This is a genomic window from Pseudomonas sp. NPDC089407, assembly GCF_044900445.1.
Taxonomy (GTDB): domain Bacteria; phylum Pseudomonadota; class Gammaproteobacteria; order Pseudomonadales; family Pseudomonadaceae; genus Aquipseudomonas.
Genome location: NZ_JBJDNB010000016.1, coordinates 91166 through 112610, shown reverse-complemented (window position 1 = coordinate 112610; position 21445 = coordinate 91166). Strand labels below are relative to the sequence as shown.

Genomic DNA, 21445 nt, shown 5'->3' with positions numbered 1-21445 from the left:
CCTGGCAACGCGGTCCCCTGTAGGAGCGGCCTTGCGTCGCGATGGGGCGCAAAGCGGCCCCAGGTTTTCAGCTTCGCAGCAGATATTGCAGGGGCCGCTTCGCGCCCCATCGCGACGCAAGGCCGCTCCTACACGGGACCGCGGAATTAGGCCAGGTCGAGCTTTTCTTCCAGGCGGTCAAGGTGCTTGTGCATCAGCCCCAGTGCCGCCTCGGCATCGCCTTGTTCCACGGCATCGATGATCGCAGCATGCTCTTGCCACGCGCAGTGGTCGCAGCACGGCGACTCGTAGCGGGCAATGATCAGCGAGGTCATCGGCACCAGCCCGTTGAGGAATCGTGCCAAGGGCGCATTGGCCGCCACCTGCGCCAGTTTCAGGTGAAACTCGCCGCCCAGGCGGATCGCCGCGCAGCGTTCGCCACTTTCATGGTGCTGGCGCTCGCGCTCCACCAGTTGCCGCAACTGCCGTACCTGTGCCGGGCGGGCGCGCTGCGCGGCCAGGGTAATCAGCGTGGTTTCGGCCAAGCGCCGGGCGCTGAGCACCTGGCGTGCCTGGTCCGGGTCGGGCGCCGCAAGGTGCGCGGTGTGGCTGGGGCGTTGCACCACCACCTGCTGGTCGGACAAGCGCCCGAGCACGCGGCGGATCACCGTGCGGCTGACGCCAAAGGCATGGCCCAGCGCCTGCTCGGGCAACAAGCTGCCGGGTGGCAGGCGCTGTTCAAGAATGGCGTCAAACAGCCGCGGGTAGATCTGCTCGGCCGACAGGCGGGTTTCGCCGGCCGCGAGCAGGGCTGGCAAATGGGGGGCGGCGTTCATGGTCGCTCTCCTCGGGTCATGGGTGCGGATGGTCGTCCGGGATGTTCAGCGATATGCCCATGCGCGAGCCTTCGGCGAGGATGTGCTGGCGCATCTGGGCACTGGCCTGAGCACTGTTGCGCTCACGTATGGCGCGTACCACCGCTTCGTTTTCCTTCAATCGCGCGGCCAGGTGTTCGGGCGAATTGCGCAGCATGTCAGCGCTTTGCTTCAGGGCATTGCCGGTCTGCTGCACCACGCTCTGGAAGATCGGGTTGGTGGTCAGGGCGAACAGTGCCTCATGGAAGGCGATGTAAGCCTTGGCCCCGGCTTCACTGTCATCGGCCTCCAGCGCTTCGCGCATGTCCATCAACGTCAGCCGCAATTGGCCAACATCCTGGCTGTTGGCCGATTGCGCCACCAGGCCGACAATGAACGGTTCCAGGGTATAGCGCAGTTCCAGTACATCGGCCAGGCTGGCCGCGGCACTGGTGTCCTGCCCCGGTTCCTGGGCGGTGGCATCGGCCTCCAGCACCAGTACGCCCTTGCCCGGCAGCGCACGTACCAGGCCCAGGGTTTCCAGCACGGTTACCGCTTCGCGCAGGCTGGGGCGGCTGATGCCCAGTTGTTCGGCCAGTTCGCGCTGGCCTGGCAGCATGTCACCGCTGCGCCACTGGCCGCGGGCCAAGGCCTGGCGGAGTTTCTCCACCACTGAGTTGACGACGGTCGATGAGCTGATCACGTTTCGCTCCTGGAAGGGCCGGCATCAGTGCCGGCCACGTTCGCTCAAAATTCCTGTTGATGGGCGCTGGGCTGCTTGCGTGGCACGGGAGCAAAGCCAGGTTTGCCAGCGAGTACGTTGTGCGCACGCTCCAGGTCGATGTCCTTCTCCCAGCGGGCGATGGCCACGGTCGCCACACAGTTGCCAATCAGGTTGGTCAATGCCCGGCCGATGCCCATGAACCAGTCCACCGCCAATACCAGCACCAGGCCGACCACCGGAATCGCCGGTACGGCGGTCAGGGTGGCGGCAAGGATCACCAGCGCCGAGCCTGGGATGCCGTGAGCCCCCTTGGAGGTCACCAGCGACACCAGCAGGATGGTCAGCAGGTCGGTCATTTCCAGTGGTGTGCCGGTGGCGTTGGCGATGAACACGATGGCCAGGGTCAGGTAGATGGAGAAACCATCGAGGTTGAACGAATAGCCGGTGGGGATGACCAGGCCGACCGTGGAGCTACCAATGCCCAGGTGCTCCAGCTTGCGCATTATTTGTGGCAGCACGGCGTCGGAAGAGGCGGTGCCAAGGACGATGGTCAGTTCTTCACGCAGGTACTTGATCAGCGGCAGCAGCTTCAGGCCCGACAGGCGCATGACCGTGCCCAGCACGATCAGCACGAAGCCGGCGCACGTCAGGTAGAACAGCGCCACCAGGCCGCCCAGGTGCTGCAGCGATTCCAGGCCGTACTTGCTGGTGGTGAAGGCGATGGCGCCGAACACGCCGATTGGCGCCAGGCGCACGATCATGCCCATGATGCGGAAGATCACGTGGCTCAGTTCGTTGATCAGCCGCGAAATGCCGGCGGCCGAATCTCCCACCAGGTTCAGCGCACTGCCGAACAGCACCGAGAACAGCAGCACCTGGAGGATGTTGTTGTCGGCAAAGGCTCCGACCACCGAGGTGGGGATCAGGTCCATGAAGAATGCCGTGGCACCGTGAATGTGCTGGCCGCGCTCGGCCAGGCCGTTGGCATCGGCGCTGGACAGCTGGTCCAGGTGGATATTGGCGCCGCTGCCAATGCCGCTGCCGAAGGCGAACACCAGGCCGATCACCAAGGCGAGAGTGGTCAGCACTTCAAAGTAGATCACCGATTTCAGGCCGATGCGGCCGACCTTTTTCAGGTCGCCCGCACCGGAGATACCACTGACCACCACGCAGAACACGATCAGGCCGATGAGCATCTTGATCAGCTTGATGAAGCCGTCGCCGAGAGGTTTGAGTTGCAGGGAGAGGTCGGGGAAGCTGAGGCCGCAGGCGATGCCGAGGGCAAGGCCGAGCACGACTTGCAGGAATATCGAACGCGAGCACCATTTGAGCATGGGAGGAGTCTCAGATCGGTGTCCTTGCTTCGGTAGCCGCACGGGGCGAAAGAGCGCAGGACTTAATTATTGTGGTCTTACCGGTTTGTTCAGCGCGAAGCCATAAAAGCGCGAAAAATCCGATATTGCAAGGGTTTTTGGCCTTACCGGTCTGACCAGTTGTGGGGCAATCCGGAGCGCCGGGCTCTAGTTCGGTGCGTGCCGTTGGATCGGCCGCTTTATGGCCGTTTTGCGGGTAAACCCGCTCCTACAGGGGGCGCGTGCGCGAGCCGGGGCACGTGCAGTCCGGTACCGCGAAGAGTGTTGCAAGCAACCTGCCAACCAGGTCGCGATGCGGGTATTCCCGATAACGACATGATTCATAAGGTTTATTTGCAATCCTTGGCTGAGCTCGTAGAATCCGCGCCCGACCGGGCAGTCAAAAAGAGGCCGATCGCGGGCTATACACCCCGTTAATCACTCAACCGCAGGCGCCCGGCGTAAAAAATGAATGGAGTCTCATCGTGCGCCTCAACCTGCCGGTAACCCCGGTCGAGCAACGTTTTCCCGCAGATCAGCGGCTGATTTCAGCCACCGACACCGCCAGCCTGATCACCTACTGCAACCCCGAATTCGCCGCCATCAGCGGCTACAGCGAGGGCGAACTGATCGGCAGCCCGCACAACCTGGTACGCCACCCGGACATGCCGCCGGCGGTGTACGAACTGATGTGGCGCTACCTGAAGGCCGGCAAGAGCTGGATGGGCATCGTCAAGAATCGCTGCCGCAACGGCGACTTCTACTGGGTCAACGCCTACGTTACCCCCATCCTCGAAGGTGGGCGTGTGGTCGGCTACGAGTCGGTACGGGTTTGCCCGACGCGTGAGCAGGTGGCGCGCGCCGAGGCCCTGTATGCGCGGCTGCGCAACGGCCAGGCGGCGCTTTCGGCGCCACGCCGGCTGGGCTTGCTGGCCCAAGGCCTGGCTTTGCCAGTGGCGGGTGGCCTGTTGGCGCTGGGCACCAACCAACTATGGCCTGGCCTGCTAGGGGAGGGGCTGACGGTGGGGCTGTTCGTGGCCTACGGCCTGTGGGTGCGCAATGCCATTGGACGGCAGTTGCAGCACGTTGTGCAGGGCGCCGAAGGCACCTTTGCCGACCCGATCGCCGCCTTGACCTACAGCGACCTGCCGGGTGCCGCCGGGCAACTGCAATTGATGCTGATCAGCGACGAGGCGCGCCTGAAAACCGCGTTGACACGCCTGAGCGACCTGGCTGGGCAAATGGCAGTAGCCGCCCACGATGCCGGGCAGTTGTCACGCAGCACCGAATCGGCACTGCTGAAGCAGCGCGCCGAAACCGACCTGAGCGCTACGGCGATGAACCAGATGGCCGCCTCAATCGGTGAAGTGGCCAACCACGTGCAACTGACCGCCGCCGAAGCACACACCGCCCACTTGCTGGCCGAGCAGGGCAGCCAGGTGGCCGATGCCAGTGGCGCGGCCATTCGTACCCTGGCTGGCACTGTCACGCAGATCAACCAGGCGGTCAGCCACCTGGCCGGCCAGACCGGTGCCATTGCCGAGGCCACCGGGATGATCCGCGGCATTGCCGAGCAGACCAACCTGCTGGCGCTCAACGCCGCCATCGAAGCGGCCCGTGCCGGTGAACAGGGCCGCGGCTTTGCCGTGGTCGCCGATGAGGTGCGGGCCCTGGCCGACAAGACCCGCCAGTCGACCCTGCACATCCAGGCCATCATCGATGCCCTGCGCAGTGGCGCCGAAGAAGCCGTGGCGATTGCCAGCCAGGGCATCGACGGTGCCGAGCAGGGCGTTGCCCAGGTGCAGGAGGCCCGCCAGGCGCTGCATGGCATTCGTGATGCGGTGCAGCGCATCAGCGACATGAGCCAGCAGATGGCAACCGCCTCGCAGCAGCAATCGGCGGTGGCCGAAGCGGTTTCGCGGCAGATCAACGGGGTGGCCGGTATTGCCCAGCATAGCGCCCACAGCGCCAACGCTGCCGCCTCGCGCGGCGCCGAGCTGGAACAGGTGTGCGCTGGATTGCGCGCCCTGGTGGAGCGCTTCAACCGCTAAGGCAGGATGCTTTATGGATGATAACTATCGCGCGGCCGTGGACGCGGCCGCGATCTTTTCCGAAACCGACCTGCGTGGGAACATCACCTACGTCAACCAGCAGTTCTGCAGCATCTCGGGCTACAGCCGCGAAGAGCTGCTGGGGGCCAACCACCGCATCCTCAACTCCGGCCTGCACGAGCCGGCATTCTTTGTCGGCATGTGGCAGGCCTTGGCTGCAGGGCGGGTGTGGAAGGGCGAGATCTGCAACCGGGCCAAAGACGGTTCGCTGTATTGGGTCGACAGCACCATGGTGCCCTTGGTCGACCCGCAGACCGGCCTGGTACGCAAGTATGTGTCGATTCGCTTTGACGTCACCGAGAAACGCCAGTTGCTGCACACCTTGCAATGGCGAGTGGGCCACGATGTGCTTACCGGGTTGCCCAACCGCGCTTATTTGTCCGACTTGCTGAACCAGGCCCTGGCCTATTCGCGCCGCGAAGACGTGCCGTTGGCAGTGTGCATGCTTGACCTGGATGGTTTCAAGGCGGTCAATGATGGCTACGGGCATGCCGTAGGCGACTTGCTGCTGGTGGAGGTGGCGCAGCGCTTGAAGCGCATCCTGCGCGGTGGTGATGCCGTAGCCCGCTTGTCCGGCGACGAGTTCGTGCTGATCCTGCGCGATGTCGATGATGAACGCCAGCTGCATGCGGCCCTGCGGCGAGTGTTGCGGGCGTTGGCTGCGCCCTGTGTGGTGCGTGAACACACGCTGTCGCTCAGCGCCAGTATCGGTGTAACCCTGTACCCGCAGGATGATGAAGACGCCGATACCCTGGTGCGCCATGCCGACCAGGCCATGTACGTGGCCAAGCAGCGCGGGCGTAACCGCTACCACCTGTTCGACGTGTCGCAGGAGCAGGAGCTGAAGGCCACCCACCAGACGGTGGCGCGGGTACGGCGGGCCTTGAACAACCATGAGCTACGCCTGTACTACCAGCCCAAGGTCAACCTGCGCAGTGGTCAGGTGCTGGGCTTCGAGGGCTTGCTGCGCTGGCAACGGCCAGGCCGTGGCCTGGTGCCGCCCGGTGATTTCCTGCCCTGGGTAGAGCAGACCGACCTGATCGTCGAAATCGGCGAGTGGGTGCTCGACCAGGCGCTCAGCCAGCTGCAGGCCTGGCAGCGCCAGGGGCAGCTCTGGTCGTTGAGTGTGAACATCGCCGCGCGGCATTTGCAGCGCGGCGACTTTGCCGAGCGCCTGCAGCAGTTGCTGTCGGCGTACCCGGAAGTGGAACCGTCGCGGCTGGACCTGGAGATCGTCGAGTCTGTGGCGATCGACAACCTGCAGCACGTCAGCCGCTGCCTCGATGCCTGCCGTGCGTTGGGTGTGCAATTTTCGCTGGATGACTTCGGCACCGGTTACTCGTCGCTGAGTTACCTGAAGCGCTTGCCGACCCAGACGATCAAGATCGACCAGTCGTTCGTGCGTGACATCCTGCACGATCAGGACGACCTGGCGTTGACGGCGGCGGTGATCGGCCTGGCCCGGGCATTTGGCCGCGAGGTGATTGCCGAAGGGCTGGAGAGCGTCGAACATGGCCGGGTGCTGATGGGGCTGGGCTGCGAGCTGGCGCAGGGCTACTGCATTGCCCGGCCGATGCCTGCCAGTGAAGTGCACGCCTGGGCGCAGGCTTACCGGCAGCCACCCGAGTGGCGCGGGCTTGGCGGAGCAGGGTCTGAGGTCGGCGCCGTCACTGTGGGAGATCATCCAGCTTTTTAGCTGCGCTGTCGTGCAGAGAATTGAATTCGCAAGCGGTCCGCATACCGTGTGGGCTTTAGCCGCGAAGAATCCAACGCGGTGCATGGCACCGGCTGCGCCGGTGTTCGCGGGCACGCCCTAATGCCAGTCAGTAAAGCGGTATGGGCTGACAGGTGCATGCCTTGAGATGTTGGGGGGCTGGGAGATCGAGCGCCGCCCGCGCGGCGCTTCGCGGCACAAGGCCGCTCCCACAGTCTGTTTCGGGCCAATTATTCCTGTGCCTTTGGCGCGCGCACCCTGGGTGCATGGCTGGAGATTGATGAAGAGAAGTGGCGCAGCCGATATCGAATGGAACAAACAAGGCGGCCAGCGGTGAACTCACAGGAGTGATTGGCCCGAAACAGACTGTGGGAGCGGCCTTGTGCCGCGAAGCGCCGCGCGGGCGGCGCTCGATCTCACAGGCGATGCTAAAAGCCCGCCGAACACCTCGCCTTTTCTTAACTGACTGGCATTAGGGCACGCCCGCTCCCACAGAGTGCCTGCTAAATCAAGATTTATGTGCAGCTCTGTGGGAGCTGGCTTGCCGGCGATAGGGCCGGTACAGGTCAAGGCAATCATTGCTCACGCAAGCGTTTGTACAAAGTGGTGCGGCTGATCCCCAATCCGCGCGCCACCGCCGACAGGTTGCCGTTGGCCTGTGCCACCAGCGCTGGCAAGTCCGCATCCTCAGCCGCCACCGGCACCGGCACCTGCAACTCGGCCAGAAAGCCCGCAGACAGGTGCTCCACACCAACCGGTCCATCACCGGCCAGGGCCAGCGCCACCTGCAGCACACTCACCAGTTCCCGCAGGTTGCCTGGCCACGGGTGCCGGTCGAGCAAGTCGACAATGCCCGCAGGCAGCCGCGCGGGCTGCCCGGGATCGCGGTAGCGGGCATGCACCTGTTCGATCAGCTGTCGCCGGTCACTGCGTTCGCGCAGTGGCGGCAAGACCACCGCCAGCCCGGCGATACGGTAGTAAAGGTCCTGGCGAAAGCGCCCGGCGCGGACGTCTTCGACAAGGTCGCGGTTGCTTGCCGACACTACCCGAATGTCCACCGCCACCGGCTCGCCACTGCCCAGCGGCTGGATGCTGCGCGCCTGCAATACACGCAGCAGGCGGGCCTGGGTTGGCAGGGGCATGTCGCCGATCTCATCGAGGAACAGGATGCCGTGGTCGGCCTTGCGGATCAGCCCTGGGTTGCCCTTGTGGTGGGCGCCGGTGAACGCGCCCTTGTCGTAGCCGAACAGCTCCGACTCGACCAGCTCGGCCGGGATCGCTGCACAATTGACGGCTACCAGCGGTTGATTGGCGCGGCTGCTGGCACGGTGCAGGGTGTCGACAAACACTTCCTTGCCTACGCCGGTTTCGCCTTGCACCAATACCGGAATGTCCTTCTCCAGCAGCAGCCCGGCCTGGGCCAGGGCCTTCGCCAGCCGCGGTTCGCTGCTGCCAGCCGCACAGCTGCGCCTGGCTTCGCGCGCTGGTTGCCACTGGCAATGGAAACGGTTGCGCCCGGTGGCCTGCAGGGCAAAGGGCTGTTGCTGGGGATGACCGAGCAACCGTTGCAGGGGCAGTTGGAACAGTTGCTCGATATTCTGCCGCAGCGGGTTGCCGCCGAGCAGGCTGTCGGCGCGGTGATTGGCGGCCAGCACCTGCCCGCACTCATCGAATACCAGCAAGCCGGCCCACGGGCTGTCGAGGTTGTCGGGGGCGCTGTTGAAGATCAGTTGGGCATGCTGCCCGGCATGCTCGGCGAGGATCAGCCGGTTCTCCAGGCTCTGGCCCATCATGCGCACCAGGCCCAGCGTCTGGCTGGCCGGCAGGTAACCGTCGCTGGCCACGTCGAGCACCCCGACCAGCTGCCGCGCAGCGTTGAACAGCGGCGCGGCGGCGCTGGACAGGTAACGGTTCTGGCGCAGGAAGTGTTCGTCCTGGCCAACGTGAATCGCCTCGGCGCAGATCAGCGCGGTACCCAGCGCGTTGGTGCCGACACCACGTTCATGCCAATGGGCGCCGGCGTTGAAACCATGTTGCTGGCGCGGCTCGATGAAGCGTCGTGAGCCCCAGCTGTCGAGCAGGCAGCCACTGGCATCGGCCAGCATCACCAGGTAGCTGGCGTTGCCCAGCAGGTGTGCATAGTGCGGCAGCACTTCGTCGCGGGTCACTTCCAGCAGGGCCTGGCGCCGCTCCAGCAGGCCATTGAGCTCGGCGCGGGTCAGGCAGTCGAAGTCCGGCACATGCTGGGGTTGCAGGCCATGTTCGCGGCAGCGGGCCCAGGAGGCCTGGATCAGTTGGGCGTGGGTGGAAGCGGATGCGGCCATGGGCCTGTCCTGTGTGGTTGTTGTTATGGGCGGACCGCTGTTCAGTGTTGTCCACCGGTGTTCATTGTCAAACCGGCAAGTGTTCAGTTGTTCAGTGAATGTGTTCACTTGTGAACCCGTGATTTCCCGGGGCTGGCCCACGGGCCCCGGGCCAGAGCAGCGTGGCGAATCTGGCACGGAACTGGCTGTACCCCGGAGACAACAACCACAAAAAGGCCACGCCATGTCTTTGGTGATGGAGCAGGTCAGCCGCAGCGTCGACAACCAGGCCTGGGTCGTCGATGCCTCGCTGCGTTTCGAGCCCGGTTCGTTCAACGTGTTGCTGGGCCGCACCCTGGCCGGCAAGACCAGCCTGATGCGCCTGATGGCCGGGCTGGACCGCCCGGATCGCGGGCGGGTGCTGGTGGACGGCCTGGACGTCACCGGGGTGCCGGTGCGCGAGCGCAACGTGTCGATGGTGTATCAGCAGTTCATCAACTACCCGACCCTGAGCGTGTACGAAAACATCGCCTCGCCACTGCGCCAGGCGCGCATGGCCGAGCCGGAAATTCGCCGGCGGGTGCAGGAAACCGCCGAGATGCTGCGCATCGAAACCTACCTGCAGCGCCTGCCGCTGGAGCTGTCCGGCGGCCAGCAGCAACGCACGGCAATGGCCCGGGCGCTGGTCAAGGACGCCTCGCTGATCCTGTTCGATGAGCCCTTGGTCAACCTCGACTACAAGCTGCGCGAGGGCCTGCGCCAGGAGCTGCGCGAACTGTTTGCGGCGCGCCAGTGCATAGCCGTCTACGCCACAACCGAGCCGACCGAGGCGCTGGCGCTGGGCGGCACCACTACCCTGGTGCACGAGGGCCGTATCGTGCAGAGCGGGCCCACCGCCGAAGTCTACCAGCGCCCGGGCAGTGTGCTGGCCGCCGAGCTGTTTTCCGAGCCGCCGATCAACCTGGTTCCTGGCCGTATCAGTGGCAATGAAGTAAGCCTGGCCCAGGCCGTGCACTTCGCCCGCAATGCCGACCTGCAGCAGCTTGCCGAGGGCGAGTACCGCTTTGGCGCGCGTCCCAGCCATATCACCCTGGTGCCGGCGCATGACGATGACCTGGAACTGGCGGTGTTGGTGGAGTTGGCCGAAATCAGTGGTTCCGAGACTTTCCTGCATGTGCGCAACGAGCATTGGCGCATGATCCTGCACCTGCCCGGGGTGCACGAATACCAGGTGGATACGCCGATCCGCGTGTTCATCCCCACGCACAAGCTGTTCGTCTTCGACGGCATGGGGGCGCTGGTGCAGGCCCCGGGGCTGCGCCAGGCAAGGAGAGGGTGATGGCCGAAATCCGCCTGCGCCAACTGGCGCACAGCTACAGCCGCCAGCCCACCAGCGAGGCAGACTATGCCCTGCACGCACTGGAGCACGTATGGGAGCAGGGCGGTGCCTATGCCTTGCTCGGGCCGTCGGGCTGTGGCAAGTCGACCTTGCTCAATATCATTTCCGGGCTGCTGACGCCCTCCCACGGCGAGGTGCTGTTCGACGGCAAGCCGGTCAACCAGCTGTCACCGCAGGCGCGCAACATCGCCCAGGTGTTCCAGTTCCCGGTGGTGTACGACACCATGACGGTGTTCGACAACCTGGCTTTCCCGTTGCGCAACCAAGGGCTGGACGAAACCCGGGTGCGTGCCCGGGTGGAGGAGATTGCCGAAGTACTCGACCTGGCCAGCGTGTTGCGCAAGAAGGCGCGCAACCTCAGTGCCGACGAAAAGCAGAAGGTCTCCATGGGCCGCGGCCTGGTGCGCGACGATGTGTCGGCGATTCTGTTCGACGAGCCACTGACGGTGATCGACCCGCACCTCAAGTGGAAGCTGCGGCGCAAGCTCAAGCAGATCCACGAGCAGTTCAACATCACCATGATCTACGTCACCCACGACCAGTTGGAGGCCTCGACCTTCGCCGACAAGATCGCGGTGATGCACGGCGGGCGCATCGTCCAGTTCGGTACCCCGCGCGAGCTGTTCGAGCGGCCGCGGCACACCTTTGTCGGCTACTTCATCGGCAGCCCGGGGATGAACCTGATCGAGGTGCACGCCGAGGCTGGCGGGGTGGTATTCGGCGATGTTCACCTGGCACTGCCCGACGGCCTGCGCGAGCGCCTGGCTGCGACGCCAGGCGGGCGCCTGCAGGTGGGTATTCGCCCAGAGTTCGTGCAGTTGTGGGTCAGCCCGTTCGAGGGTACCTACCCGGCGCAAGTACTGGATGTCGAGGACCTTGGCACCTACCGCATCGTCACCCTCGAACTGGGCGGCGTTACGCTCAAGGCGCGGTTGGGCGAGGATCGCCCGTTGCCTGTGAGCCAAGCCTGGGTCAGCCTGCCGACGCAGTGGCTGATGCTGTATGTCGATGACGTGCTGCTGGAGGCCGAGGCATGAACAAGGTGCAGAACAACAAGGCCTGGTGGCTGGTGCTGCCGGTGTTCCTGCTGGTGGCGTTCAGTGCGGTAGTGCCGATGATGACGGTGGTCAACTATTCGGTGCAGGACATCTTCGACCCGTCCAACCGCTACTTTGTCGGTGCCGACTGGTACCGCCAGGTGCTGCGCGATCCGGCCTTGCACGACGCACTGCTGCGCCAGTTCATCTATTCCGCCTGCGTGCTGCTGATCGAGATCCCGCTGGGCATCGGCATTGCCCTGACCATGCCGACCAAGGGGCGCATGGCTTCGGTGTGCCTGATCGTCATGGCCATCCCGTTGCTGATCCCGTGGAACGTGGTCGGCACCATCTGGCAGATCTTCGGCCGCGCCGACATCGGCCTGCTCGGCGCCACCCTGGCCAAGCTCGGGGTCAGCTACAACTACGCCGGCGACCCGTCCGACGCCTGGCTCACGGTGCTGGTGATGGATGTGTGGCACTGGACCTCGCTGGTGGCGCTGCTGTGTTATTCAGGCCTGCGCGCCATCCCCGACGTGTATTACCAGGCTGCGCGCATCGACCGTGCCTCGGGCTGGGCGGTGTTCCGCCATATCCAGTTGCCCAAGCTGAAGAACGTACTGCTGATCGCGGTAATGCTGCGCTTCATGGACAGCTTCATGATCTACACCGAGCCGTTCGTGCTGACCGGTGGCGGCCCCGGCAACGCCACCACCTTCCTCAGCCAGACCCTCACCCGCATGGCCGTGGGGCAGTTCGACCTGGGCCCGGCGGCGGCGTTTTCGCTGGTGTACTTCCTGATCATCCTGCTGGTGTCGTGGCTCTTTTACACAGCCATGACCCAAGCCGATAAGGACTAGCCCATGAGCACACGCAAATCGCTGGCCTTGCTGCTGTACTTCTTCTTCCTGCTGGTGCCGATCTACTGGCTGCTGAACATGTCGTTCAAGAGCAACAGCGAGATCCTCGGCGGCCTGACCCTGTGGCCGCAGGCGTTCACCCTCGACAACTACCGGGTGATCTTCACGGACCCCAGCTGGTACAACGGCTATATCAATTCGCTGTACTACGTGTGCCTGAACACGCTGATTTCGCTGCTGGTGGCGCTGCCGGCGGCGTATGCCTTCTCGCGCTACCGTTTCCTTGGTGACCGGCACCTGTTCTTCTGGCTGCTGACCAACCGCATGGCGCCGCCGGCGGTGTTCCTGCTGCCGTTCTTCCAGCTGTACTCATCGATCGGCCTGTTCGATACGCATATCGCCGTGGCCCTGGCCCACTGCCTGTTCAACGTGCCGCTGGCGGTGTGGATTCTGGAGGGCTTCATGTCTGGCGTGCCGAAGGAGATCGACGAAACCGCCTACATCGACGGCTACAGCTTCCCGCGCTTCTTCGTGAAGATCTTCATTCCGCTGATTGGCTCGGGCATCGGCGTCACGGCATTTTTCTGCTTCATGTTCTCCTGGGTCGAACTGCTGCTGGCGCGCACCCTGACCTCGGTGAATGCCAAGCCGATTGCCGCGGTAATGACCCGCACCGTATCCGCCTCGGGCATCGACTGGGGCGTGCTGGCCGCGGCGGGGGTACTGACCATTTTGCCGGGCATGCTGGTGATCTGGTTCGTGCGCAACCATGTGGCCAAGGGCTTTGCCCTGGGCCGGGTGTAAGGAGGGCAACGCATGGAGTGGATGGCCTGGACCTTGCCGACGGCGCTGTTCTTCGCCGCCGTGGGTGTACTGCTGCTGGGCATGACCCTGCTTGAGCTGCGCCGCCCCTGCGTGGAGCGGCGGGGCCTTCTGCCGCTGGTCACCAGCCGTGGTGACCGCTTGTTCATCGGCCTGCTGGCCAGCGCCTACCTGCACCTGCTGGTGGTCGGCGTCAGCGAGTGGCCGTTGTGGGTGGCCTCGCTGCTGTCGCTGGCGTGGCTGGTGCTGGTGCTGCGCTGGGGCTGAGCGAGCGGCCCTGTGGGATAACTGAAACGGGAGATCACAATGTTCGATAACAAGCACAACAGGCGACATTTGACCCTGGCCGCGTTGCTGGTGCTGGCCAGCGTGCAGGGCACTGCCTGGGCCGACCAGTACGAGGACGCGGCAAAAAAATGGATCGGCAGCGAGTTCAAGCCTTCGACCCTTACCCCTGAACAGCAACTGGCCGAGTTGCAGTGGTTCATCAAGGCGGCCGAGCCGTTCCGTGGCATGAAGATCAACGTGGTGTCTGAAACCATCACCACCCATGAATATGAAGCCAAGGTGCTGGCCAAGGCCTTTAGCGAGATCACCGGCATTCAGCTGACCCACGACCTGCTGCAGGAAGGCGACGTGGTGGAAAAACTGCAAACACAGATGCAGTCGGACAAGAACATCTACGACGGCTGGGTCAACGACTCCGACCTGATCGGTACGCACTTTCGCTACGGCAAGGTGGAATCGATCACCGACCTGATGGCCAACGAGGGCAAGGCCTACACCTCGCCGACCTTGGACCTGAAGGACTTCATCGGCATTTCCTTCACCACCGCGCCCGACGGCAAGGTCTACCAGCTGCCCGACCAGCAGTTCGCCAACCTGTACTGGTTCCGCGCCGACTGGTTCGAACGGCCGGACCTGAAGGCGAAATTCAAGGAAAAGTACGGTTACGAGCTGGGTGTACCGGTGAACTGGTCGGCCTATGAAGACATCGCAAAATTCTTCACCGAAGATGTCAAGGAAATCGACGGCAAGCGCGTCTACGGTCACATGGACTATGGCAAGAAAGACCCGTCGCTGGGCTGGCGCTTCACCGACGCCTGGTTCTCGATGGCTGGCGGTGGCGACAAAGGCTTGCCCAACGGCCTGCCGGTTGATGAGTGGGGGATTCGCGTGGAGGACTGCCACCCGGTGGGTTCCAGCGTGACCCGGGGCGGCGATACCAACGGCCCGGCGGCAGTCTATGCCACGCAGAAGTACGTGGACTGGATGCGCGCCTACGCACCGAAAGAAGCCCAGGGCATGACCTTCTCCGAAGCCGGCCCGGTACCGGCCCAGGGCAACATTGCCCAGCAGATTTTCTGGTACACCGCGTTCACTGCCGACATGACCAAGCCCGGGCTGCCGGTGGTCAATGCCGATGGCACGCCGAAGTGGCGCATGGCGCCTTCGCCGAAAGGGCCGTACTGGGAGGAGGGCATGAAGCTGGGGTATCAGGACACCGGCTCGTGGACGTTCTTCAAGTCCACCCCCGAAAAGCAGCGCCTGGCAGCGTGGCTGTACGCCCAGTTCGTCACCTCCAAGACCGTGTCGCTGAAAAAGACCATCGTCGGCCTGACCCCGATCCGCGAGTCGGACATCAATTCCCAGGCCATGACCGAGCTGGCGCCCAAGCTGGGTGGGCTGGTGGAGTTCTACCGCAGCCCGGCGCGGGTGCAGTGGACACCGACCGGCACCAACGTGCCGGATTACCCACGCCTGGCGCAGTTGTGGTGGAGCCATATCGCCGAGGTGGCCAGTGGCGAGAAGACGCCGCAGGAGGCCCTGGACGGCCTGGCGCGCGACCAGGACCGGATGATGGAGCGCTTGCAGCGCTCCAACGCCCAAGCCACCTGCGCACCGAAGCTGAACCCGGAGAAAGATGCCCAGTACTGGTTCGACCAGCCCGGTGCACCAAAGCCCAAACTGGCCAACGAAAAGCCCAAGGGCGAGACGGTCAGCTACAACGAATTGCTGAAGTCTTGGGAGGCGGCCAGGAAGTGATCGGCTGAGGATTCAGGTTGATGCGTGAATCGAGCGCCGCCCGCGCGGCGCTCGATCTCACAGGCGCTACACCTCCCACGCCAGGCAAATAAAACGGCACCTGCCAGAGGTGCCGTTTTCATGTCACGCGCTATTACTTGTGCAGCTCTTGCGCCGCATACAGCGTGTTTTCCAGCAGGCACGCCCGGGTCATCGGCCCGACGCCACCCGGCACCGGGGTGATCCAGCCAGCGCGTGGCAGGGCGGTCTCGTAGACTACGTCGCCAACCAGCTTGCCGTCTTCCTGGCGGTTGATGCCCACGTCGATGACGATGGCGCCTTCCTTGACCCACTCACCCTTGACCAGGCCCGGCTTGCCGGCGGCCACCACCACCAGGTCGGCGCGGCCGACATGGCCGGCCAGGTCCTTGGTGAAGCGGTGGCAGACGGTCACGGTGCAGCCGGCCAACAGCAACTCCATGGCCATCGGGCGACCCACGATATTGGAGGCGCCGACGATGACGGCGTTCATGCCGTACAGGTCCTGACCGGTGCTTTCCAGCAGGGTCATGATGCCTTTTGGCGTGCACGGGCGCAGCAGCGGGATACGCTGGGCCAGACGGCCGATGTTATAAGGGTGGAAGCCGTCCACATCCTTGTCTGGGCGAATGCGCTCCAGCAGCAGCGAGGCGTCCAGGTGTGCCGGCAGCGGCAGTTGCAGCAGGATGCCGTCGACGGCCTGGTCGTCGTTGAGGCGGTCGATCAGCTCGGTCAGGGCTTCTTGTGTGGTCTCGCTGGGCAGGTCGAAAGCCTGCGAAATGAAACCGACCTCTTCGCAGTCCTTGCGCTTGTGCGAGACATAGACTTGGGAGGCGGGGTCGGTGCCGACCAGGATCACCGCCAGGCCCGGCGTACGCAGGCCTTGCTGGCGACGCTCCACGACACGTTGAGCGATCTGCTGGCGCAGGCTGGCGGCGATTGCCTTGCCATCGATTAGGTGTGCAGTCATAGACGCGTGATTAACCATCGAGAAGGAAACAATAAAGAACGCGCATTCTCGCACGACACGGGCCAAGGGCAAAGGCGGGTGGTCGGGCAAATCCCCTAAGCCCTTAAATAATTTAAATTTTTTTGAAAAAGGTGTTGACGACTTTCGGGGTCGCCTATAAGATTCGCCGCACTTGTCGGGCACAGCCTAGCACTGGTTGGCTAAGTCGGGCAGAATGAGTGGTTTGGCAGTTACCTGTTAAATGCTTGTTCGGTTAGGCTTCAAGCTTAAGCGCCCGTAGCTCAGCTGGATAGAGCATCCGCCTTCTAAGCGGATGGTCGCAGGTTCGAGTCCTGCCGGGTGCGCCATTTAGGCAGCTTTGGCAAGCAAGTAGGCGGTAATGCAATATGGTGGGCGTAGCTCAGTTGGTAGAGCGCCGGATTGTGATTCCGGTTGTCGTGGGTTCGATTCCCATCGTCCACCCCATATTTTTCGAAGGCGCCTCGATAGCATCTGGCGCCTTTGTTTTAAGCGTTACGCGGACGTGGTGAAATTGGTAGACACACTGGATTTAGGTTCCAGCGGCGCAAGCTGTAAGAGTTCGAGTCTCTTCGTCCGCACCATGCTTCTGTAAGGTTGTACCGAAACACCGCAATATGGTGGGCGTAGCTCAGTTGGTAGAGCGCCGGATTGTGATTCCGGTTGTCGTGGGTTCGATTCCCATCGTCCACCCCATATTCTTGAAAAAGGCGCCTTGATCGAAAGATCGGGCGCTTTTTTGTTTTTGGATTTTTGGGTTTATGTGTGGTTGTGGTGTGCATGCCTTTAGAGATTTGGCACCTGTGAAATCGAGCGCCGCCCGCGCGGCGCTTCGCGGGGCAAGCCCGCTCCCACAGTTTGTTTCGGGCCAGTCAACCCTGTGAGGTCGCCTATGCCCGCCTTGTTTGCTCCCTTCGATATCGGCGCCGCCTGCAGCCATGCACCAAGGGTGCGAGCACCTCTGGCGCAGGAATAATGGGCCTGAAACAGATGTGGGAGCGGGCTTGCCCCGCGAAGCGCCGCGCGGGCGGCGCTCGATCTCCCAGGCGCTGAAAATGTTGAGGCTAACCACCTCCCGGCCAAATCACCTCTCACCCCTTGCAATCCTCTGGTGGCACCCCAATAAAAGCTGTTAGATTTCAGCCGGTTGAAATACCGGCCCGGTTGGCCGGCAGAGGAACAACCCAATGATTGCAAAAGAAGCCCGTCAAGCCTTGGCGCTGCAGCGCTTTGCCGAAGCCAATCCGCAGCTGCTTGAGGAGGTCCGCGAGCTGGATGCGCGTGAGCAGGCCCAGCAGATCGAGTGGGCGTTCGAAGATGCGGCCGACGAGCAGGGTATACAGCCCTGGGAACTGGCGCTGCAGCTGATCGCCGAAACCCCGGAACAGTTACAGGCCATGCGCCTGGAAACGCACCGCGAGGTGGCCGAGGCGCTGGGGCTGGAGTGGGAAGAATACTGTCAGTTCAATGAAATCGATCCTGAATAAAAGGAAGCGAATTCGCCACTGGCAGTTGTTTGACAAGTTATTACGGCTGTACTGCGCCATGGGCGTGGTGCGGCTCTTTATGAAGGAGGCCCGGCGGCAAGCCGTGCGGGCCTTGAAAGCTAATCGACCGGCGTGGTTTCCCGTCGTCCCGTGTGGGGTGACTTCTGCTGCGCGACTCACTAGAATGCTTGCCCTTGATTCTGGAGTCGGGCTAACGCCGGCTAACGTCTGTGCAACGAGGAATATCCATGCAAGTTTCTGTTGAAAACACTTCCGCTCTCGAGCGCCGCATGACCATCGCCGTTCCGGCCGAGCGCGTCGAGAACGAAGTCAACAAGCGTCTGCAACAGACTGCCAAGCGCGCCAAGGTTGCCGGCTTCCGCCCAGGCAAGGTGCCAATGAGCGTGATCCGTCAGCGCTTCGAGGCCGATGCCCGTCAAGAGGCTTTCGGTGATCTGGTCCAGGCTTCCTTCTACGAAGCCATCGTCGAGCAGAAACTGAACCCGGCCGGCGCCCCGGCTGTAGAGCCGAAGTCCTTCGAAAAGGGCAAGGACCTGGAGTTCGTCGCCATCTTCGAAGTGTTCCCGGAGTTCACCGTTGCCGGCCTCGAGTCGATCAACGTCGAGCGCCTGACCGCTGAAGTGGCTGACGCCGACCTGGACAACATGCTGGAAGTGCTGCGCAAGCAGAACACCCGCTTCGAGGCCGTTGAGCGCGCTGCGCAGAACGACGACCAGGTCAACATCGATTTCGTCGGCAAGGTCGACGGTGAAGTGTTCGCCGGTGGTTCGGCCAAGGGCACCCAGCTGGTACTGGGTTCCGGCCGCATGATCCCAGGCTTCGAAGACGGCCTGGTTGGCGCCAAGGCTGGCGAAGAGCGCGTTGTCAACGTGACCTTCCCAGAGGACTACCAGAACCTGGACCTGGCAGGTAAAGCTGCCGAGTTCACCATCACCGTCAACAGCGTTTCGGCCCCGGTGCTGCCAGAACTGAACGAAGAGTTCTTCGCCCAGTTCGGCATCAAGGAATCGACCCTGGAAGGCTTCCGCGCCGAAGTTCGCAAGAACATGGAGCGTGAACTGCGTCAGGCAATCAAGACCAAGGTGAAGAACCAGGTCATGGACGGTCTGCTGGCCGCCAATCCGATTGAAGTGCCGAAAGCCTTGCTGGAAAACGAAGTCAACCGTCTGCGCGTGCAGGCCGTTCAGCAGTTCGGTGGCAACATCAAGCCTGAGCAGCTGCCAGCCGAGCTGTTCGAAGAGCAAGCCAAGCGCCGTGTGGTGCTGGGCCTGATCGTCGCCGAAGTGGTCAAGCAGTTCGAACTGAAGCCGGACGACGCCAAGGTTCGCGAGATGATCGAAGAAATGGCTTCGGCTTACCAAGAGCCTGAGCAGGTCATCGCCTGGTACTACAAGAACGACCAGCAACTGAACGAAGTGCGTTCGGTTGTGCTGGAAGAGCAAGTTGTAGATACTGTTCTGCAGAAAGCGACTGTGACCGACAAGTCGGTCTCGTACGAAGATGCCGTAAAACCAGCCCAGGCACCTGCCGAAGCCGAGTAATACGTTTTCTCTCGTAGGAAACCCCACAAGCCAGCCTTCGAGCTGGCTTGTGCGTTATCAAGCCATGACTATTTGGGAGTGAGCGCAGGACATGTCCCGCAATTCTTATATTCAGCAGAGCTCTGACATCCAGGCCGCAGGCGGCCTGGTCCCGATGGTTATCGAGCAGTCCGCCCGTGGCGAGCGCGCGTACGACATCTATTCGCGCCTGTTGAAGGAGCGAGTGATCTTCCTGGTTGGCCCGGTTGAAGACTATATGGCCAACCTCGTCGTCGCGCAGATGCTGTTCCTCGAAGCGGAAAACCCGGACAAGGATATCCATCTCTACATCAACTCGCCGGGTGGCTCCGTCACCGCCGGCATGTCGATCTACGACACCATGCAGTTCATCAAGCCGGACGTCTCGACCATCTGCATCGGCCAGGCCTGCAGCATGGGCGCCTTCCTGCTGACCGCAGGTGCCAAGGGCAAGCGTCACTGCCTGCCGAACTCGCGTGTGATGATTCACCAGCCGCTGGGTGGTTTCCAGGGCCAGGCCACCGATATCGAGATCCATGCCCAGGAAATCCTCAATATCAAGGCGCGTCTGAACGAGCTGCTGGCCTACCACACCGGCCAGGACCTCGAGACCATCAAGCGCGACACCGAGCGTGACAACTTCATGAGCGCCTCGCGCGCGGCCGAGTACGGCCTGATCGACTCGGTCTACGACAAGCGGCAACTGGCCTCCTGAACCGGGGTGCCAGAGCAGGTAGGCGCCGAAAGCGCCTACCTGCGGACTTGAAAAAGCCCGCAATTGCCTTCATCTTGTGTTGCAAGCCTACCGGATTGGATCGATCGAATGACTGACACCCGTAACGGCGAGGACAGCGGCAAATTGCTCTATTGCTCCTTCTGCGGCAAAAGCCAGCACGAAGTGCGCAAATTGATTGCCGGGCCCTCGGTATTTATCTGCGACGAGTGCGTCGACCTGTGCAATGACATCATCCGTGAGGAGGTGCAGGAAGCCCAGGCCGAGAGCAGCGCGCACAAATTGCCTTCGCCGAAAGAAATCAGCGGCATCCTGGACCAGTACGTCATTGGTCAGGAGCGCGCGAAGAAGGTGCTGGCCGTAGCGGTGTACAACCACTACAAGCGCCTGAACCAGCGTGACAAGAAGGGTGACGAAGTCGAACTGGGCAAGAGCAACATCCTGCTCATCGGGCCGACCGGCTCGGGTAAGACCCTGCTCGCCGAAACCCTGGCACGCCTGTTGAACGTACCGTTCACCATTGCTGACGCCACCACCCTGACCGAAGCCGGTTATGTGGGTGAAGACGTCGAGAACATCATTCAGAAACTGTTGCAAAAGTGCGACTACGACGTGGAAAAGGCCCAGATGGGCATTGTCTACATCGACGAAATCGACAAGATCTCGCGCAAGTCGGACAACCCGTCCATCACCCGTGACGTTTCGGGCGAGGGCGTGCAGCAGGCGTTGCTGAAACTGATCGAAGGCACCGTGGCTTCGGTGCCGCCGCAGGGTGGCCGTAAGCACCCGCAACAGGAATTCCTGCAGGTTGATACCCGCAACATCCTGTTCATTTGCGGTGGCGCGTTCTCGGGCCTGGAAAAGGTCATCCAGAACCGCTCCACCAAGGGTGGTATCGGTTTTGGCGCCGAAGTGCGCAGCAAGGAAGAAGGCAAGAAGGTTGGCGAGTCCCTGCGTGAGGTCGAGCCGGACGATCTGGTCAAGTTTGGCCTGATTCCGGAATTCGTCGGCCGCCTGCCGGTTCTGGCTACCCTCGACGAGCTGGATGAGGCTGCTTTGATGCAGATCCTCACCGAGCCGAAGAACGCCCTGACCAAGCAGTATGCCAAGCTGTTCGAGATGGAAAGCGTCGACCTCGAGTTCCGCAGCGATGCACTCAAGGCCGTTGCACGCAAGGCCCTGGAGCGCAAGACCGGCGCCCGTGGCCTGCGTTCGATCCTCGAAGGCGTGCTGCTCGACACCATGTACGAGATTCCTTCGCAGAAGGATGTCAGCAAGGTGGTGATCGATGAGAGCGTCATCGAAGGCACCTCGCAGCCGCTGATGATCTACGAGAACAGCGAGCCGCAAGCCAAGGCCGCGCCAGACGCCTGATCCAGGCAATGGCCGGTTCGCGGTTGCAAGCATGAAGGGGCCTACGGGCCCCTTTCTGCTTTTC

At 62.8% G+C, this 21445-nt stretch carries 17 protein-coding genes, 4 tRNA genes and 1 pseudogene; 17 read left to right on the top strand and 5 right to left on the bottom strand.

Annotation, left to right across the window (positions count from 1 at the left end; all coding sequences use genetic code 11):
* Nucleotides 1–146: 146 nt before the first annotated feature.
* Genes ACI2KG_RS14620 through ACI2KG_RS14610 form a run of 3 tightly spaced genes read right to left on the bottom strand, consistent with a single transcriptional unit; the run spans nucleotide 147 to nucleotide 2891 of the window.
* Nucleotides 147–815 carry a GntR family transcriptional regulator gene (locus tag ACI2KG_RS14620; RefSeq protein WP_404662387.1) on the bottom strand — a complete coding sequence of 223 codons (669 nt, stop codon included), beginning with the start codon at nucleotides 813–815 and terminating at the stop codon, nucleotides 147–149.
* A gap of 16 nt (nucleotides 816–831) precedes the next feature.
* Nucleotides 832–1536 carry a FadR/GntR family transcriptional regulator gene (locus ACI2KG_RS14615; RefSeq protein ID WP_201206585.1) on the bottom strand — a complete coding sequence of 235 codons (705 nt, stop codon included), beginning with the start codon at nucleotides 1534–1536 and terminating at the stop codon, nucleotides 832–834.
* Between the two features lie 44 nt (nucleotides 1537–1580).
* Nucleotides 1581–2891 carry a C4-dicarboxylate transporter DctA gene (locus tag ACI2KG_RS14610; protein WP_404662386.1) on the bottom strand — a complete coding sequence of 437 codons (1311 nt, stop codon included), beginning with the start codon at nucleotides 2889–2891 and terminating at the stop codon, nucleotides 1581–1583.
* Between the two features lie 503 nt (nucleotides 2892–3394).
* On the opposite strand from ACI2KG_RS14610, the pseudogene ACI2KG_RS14605 reads away from it, so the two are divergent.
* The 3 genes and pseudogenes from ACI2KG_RS14605 to ACI2KG_RS14595 all read left to right on the top strand — a co-directional run.
* A pseudogene (locus tag ACI2KG_RS14605) lies at nucleotides 3395–3724 on the top strand (PAS domain-containing protein); the annotation flags it as partial.
* A 360-nt stretch (nucleotides 3725–4084) separates the two neighbouring features.
* A complete protein-coding gene (locus tag ACI2KG_RS14600) occupies nucleotides 4085–4960 on the top strand; it encodes a methyl-accepting chemotaxis protein (protein ID WP_400617543.1) in 876 nt (291 codons plus the stop codon).
* Nucleotides 4961–4973: 13 nt separating this feature from the next.
* Complete coding sequence (locus ACI2KG_RS14595) at nucleotides 4974–6716, top strand: putative bifunctional diguanylate cyclase/phosphodiesterase (protein WP_404662385.1); 1743 nt, start codon at nucleotides 4974–4976, stop codon at nucleotides 6714–6716.
* 593 nt (nucleotides 6717–7309) lie between these two features.
* On the opposite strand, the gene ACI2KG_RS14590 is transcribed toward ACI2KG_RS14595, so the two are convergent.
* Nucleotides 7310–9058: a sigma-54-dependent Fis family transcriptional regulator gene (locus ACI2KG_RS14590; RefSeq protein WP_404662384.1), complete on the bottom strand. Its 1749-nt coding sequence runs from the start codon at nucleotides 9056–9058 to the stop codon at nucleotides 7310–7312.
* A 223-nt stretch (nucleotides 9059–9281) separates the two neighbouring features.
* On the opposite strand from ACI2KG_RS14590, the gene ACI2KG_RS14585 reads away from it, so the two are divergent.
* From ACI2KG_RS14585 to ACI2KG_RS14560, 6 genes are read left to right on the top strand one after another with little or no spacing between them, the layout of a single operon-like run.
* Nucleotides 9282–10376: an ABC transporter ATP-binding protein gene (locus ACI2KG_RS14585; protein ID WP_404662383.1), complete on the top strand. Its 1095-nt coding sequence runs from the start codon at nucleotides 9282–9284 to the stop codon at nucleotides 10374–10376.
* A complete protein-coding gene (locus ACI2KG_RS14580; protein ID WP_404662382.1) occupies nucleotides 10376–11473 on the top strand; it encodes an ABC transporter ATP-binding protein in 1098 nt (365 codons plus the stop codon). Before ACI2KG_RS14585 ends, ACI2KG_RS14580 begins: the two co-directional genes overlap by 1 nt.
* The gene (locus ACI2KG_RS14575; RefSeq protein WP_404662381.1) at nucleotides 11470–12333 is read left to right on the top strand and encodes a carbohydrate ABC transporter permease; all 864 of its coding nucleotides are present in this window, start codon (nucleotides 11470–11472) and stop codon (nucleotides 12331–12333) included. Before ACI2KG_RS14580 ends, ACI2KG_RS14575 begins: the two co-directional genes overlap by 4 nt.
* 3 nt (nucleotides 12334–12336) lie before the next feature.
* Nucleotides 12337–13137, top strand: coding sequence for a carbohydrate ABC transporter permease (locus tag ACI2KG_RS14570; RefSeq protein WP_404662380.1), 801 nt, complete (start codon nucleotides 12337–12339; stop codon nucleotides 13135–13137).
* A gap of 12 nt (nucleotides 13138–13149) precedes the next feature.
* Nucleotides 13150–13422, top strand: a complete 273-nt coding sequence (locus ACI2KG_RS14565; RefSeq protein WP_346642934.1) for a DUF2160 domain-containing protein — start codon at nucleotides 13150–13152, stop codon at nucleotides 13420–13422.
* 39 nt (nucleotides 13423–13461) lie between these two features.
* The gene (locus ACI2KG_RS14560) at nucleotides 13462–15201 is read left to right on the top strand and encodes a carbohydrate ABC transporter substrate-binding protein (RefSeq protein ID WP_404662379.1); all 1740 of its coding nucleotides are present in this window, start codon (nucleotides 13462–13464) and stop codon (nucleotides 15199–15201) included.
* A 133-nt stretch (nucleotides 15202–15334) separates the two neighbouring features.
* Here the strand turns inward: ACI2KG_RS14560 and folD are convergent, their stop codons facing one another.
* The gene (gene folD / locus ACI2KG_RS14555) at nucleotides 15335–16189 is read right to left on the bottom strand and encodes a bifunctional methylenetetrahydrofolate dehydrogenase/methenyltetrahydrofolate cyclohydrolase FolD (protein WP_201207662.1); all 855 of its coding nucleotides are present in this window, start codon (nucleotides 16187–16189) and stop codon (nucleotides 15335–15337) included.
* A gap of 270 nt (nucleotides 16190–16459) precedes the next feature.
* Here folD and ACI2KG_RS14550 point away from each other — a divergent pair.
* The 8 genes from ACI2KG_RS14550 (at nucleotide 16460) to clpX (ending at nucleotide 21381) form a co-directional block, all read left to right on the top strand.
* Nucleotides 16460–16536: transfer RNA gene (locus ACI2KG_RS14550), tRNA-Arg, on the top strand.
* Nucleotides 16537–16578: 42 nt separating this feature from the next.
* Nucleotides 16579–16654: transfer RNA gene (locus ACI2KG_RS14545), tRNA-His, on the top strand.
* A gap of 52 nt (nucleotides 16655–16706) precedes the next feature.
* Nucleotides 16707–16791: transfer RNA gene (locus tag ACI2KG_RS14540), tRNA-Leu, on the top strand.
* 36 nt (nucleotides 16792–16827) lie between these two features.
* Nucleotides 16828–16903: transfer RNA gene (locus tag ACI2KG_RS14535), tRNA-His, on the top strand.
* A gap of 491 nt (nucleotides 16904–17394) precedes the next feature.
* Nucleotides 17395–17694 carry a DUF6388 family protein gene (locus ACI2KG_RS14530; protein WP_404662378.1) on the top strand — a complete coding sequence of 100 codons (300 nt, stop codon included), beginning with the start codon at nucleotides 17395–17397 and terminating at the stop codon, nucleotides 17692–17694.
* Nucleotides 17695–17942: 248 nt separating this feature from the next.
* Nucleotides 17943–19256 carry a trigger factor gene (gene tig / locus ACI2KG_RS14525; RefSeq protein ID WP_404662377.1) on the top strand — a complete coding sequence of 438 codons (1314 nt, stop codon included), beginning with the start codon at nucleotides 17943–17945 and terminating at the stop codon, nucleotides 19254–19256.
* A gap of 91 nt (nucleotides 19257–19347) precedes the next feature.
* A complete protein-coding gene (gene clpP / locus ACI2KG_RS14520; protein ID WP_027593952.1) occupies nucleotides 19348–19989 on the top strand; it encodes an ATP-dependent Clp endopeptidase proteolytic subunit ClpP in 642 nt (213 codons plus the stop codon).
* Nucleotides 19990–20097: 108 nt separating this feature from the next.
* Nucleotides 20098–21381, top strand: coding sequence for an ATP-dependent Clp protease ATP-binding subunit ClpX (gene clpX, locus ACI2KG_RS14515; RefSeq protein WP_110744985.1), 1284 nt, complete (start codon nucleotides 20098–20100; stop codon nucleotides 21379–21381).
* Nucleotides 21382–21445: the final 64 nt, after the last annotated feature.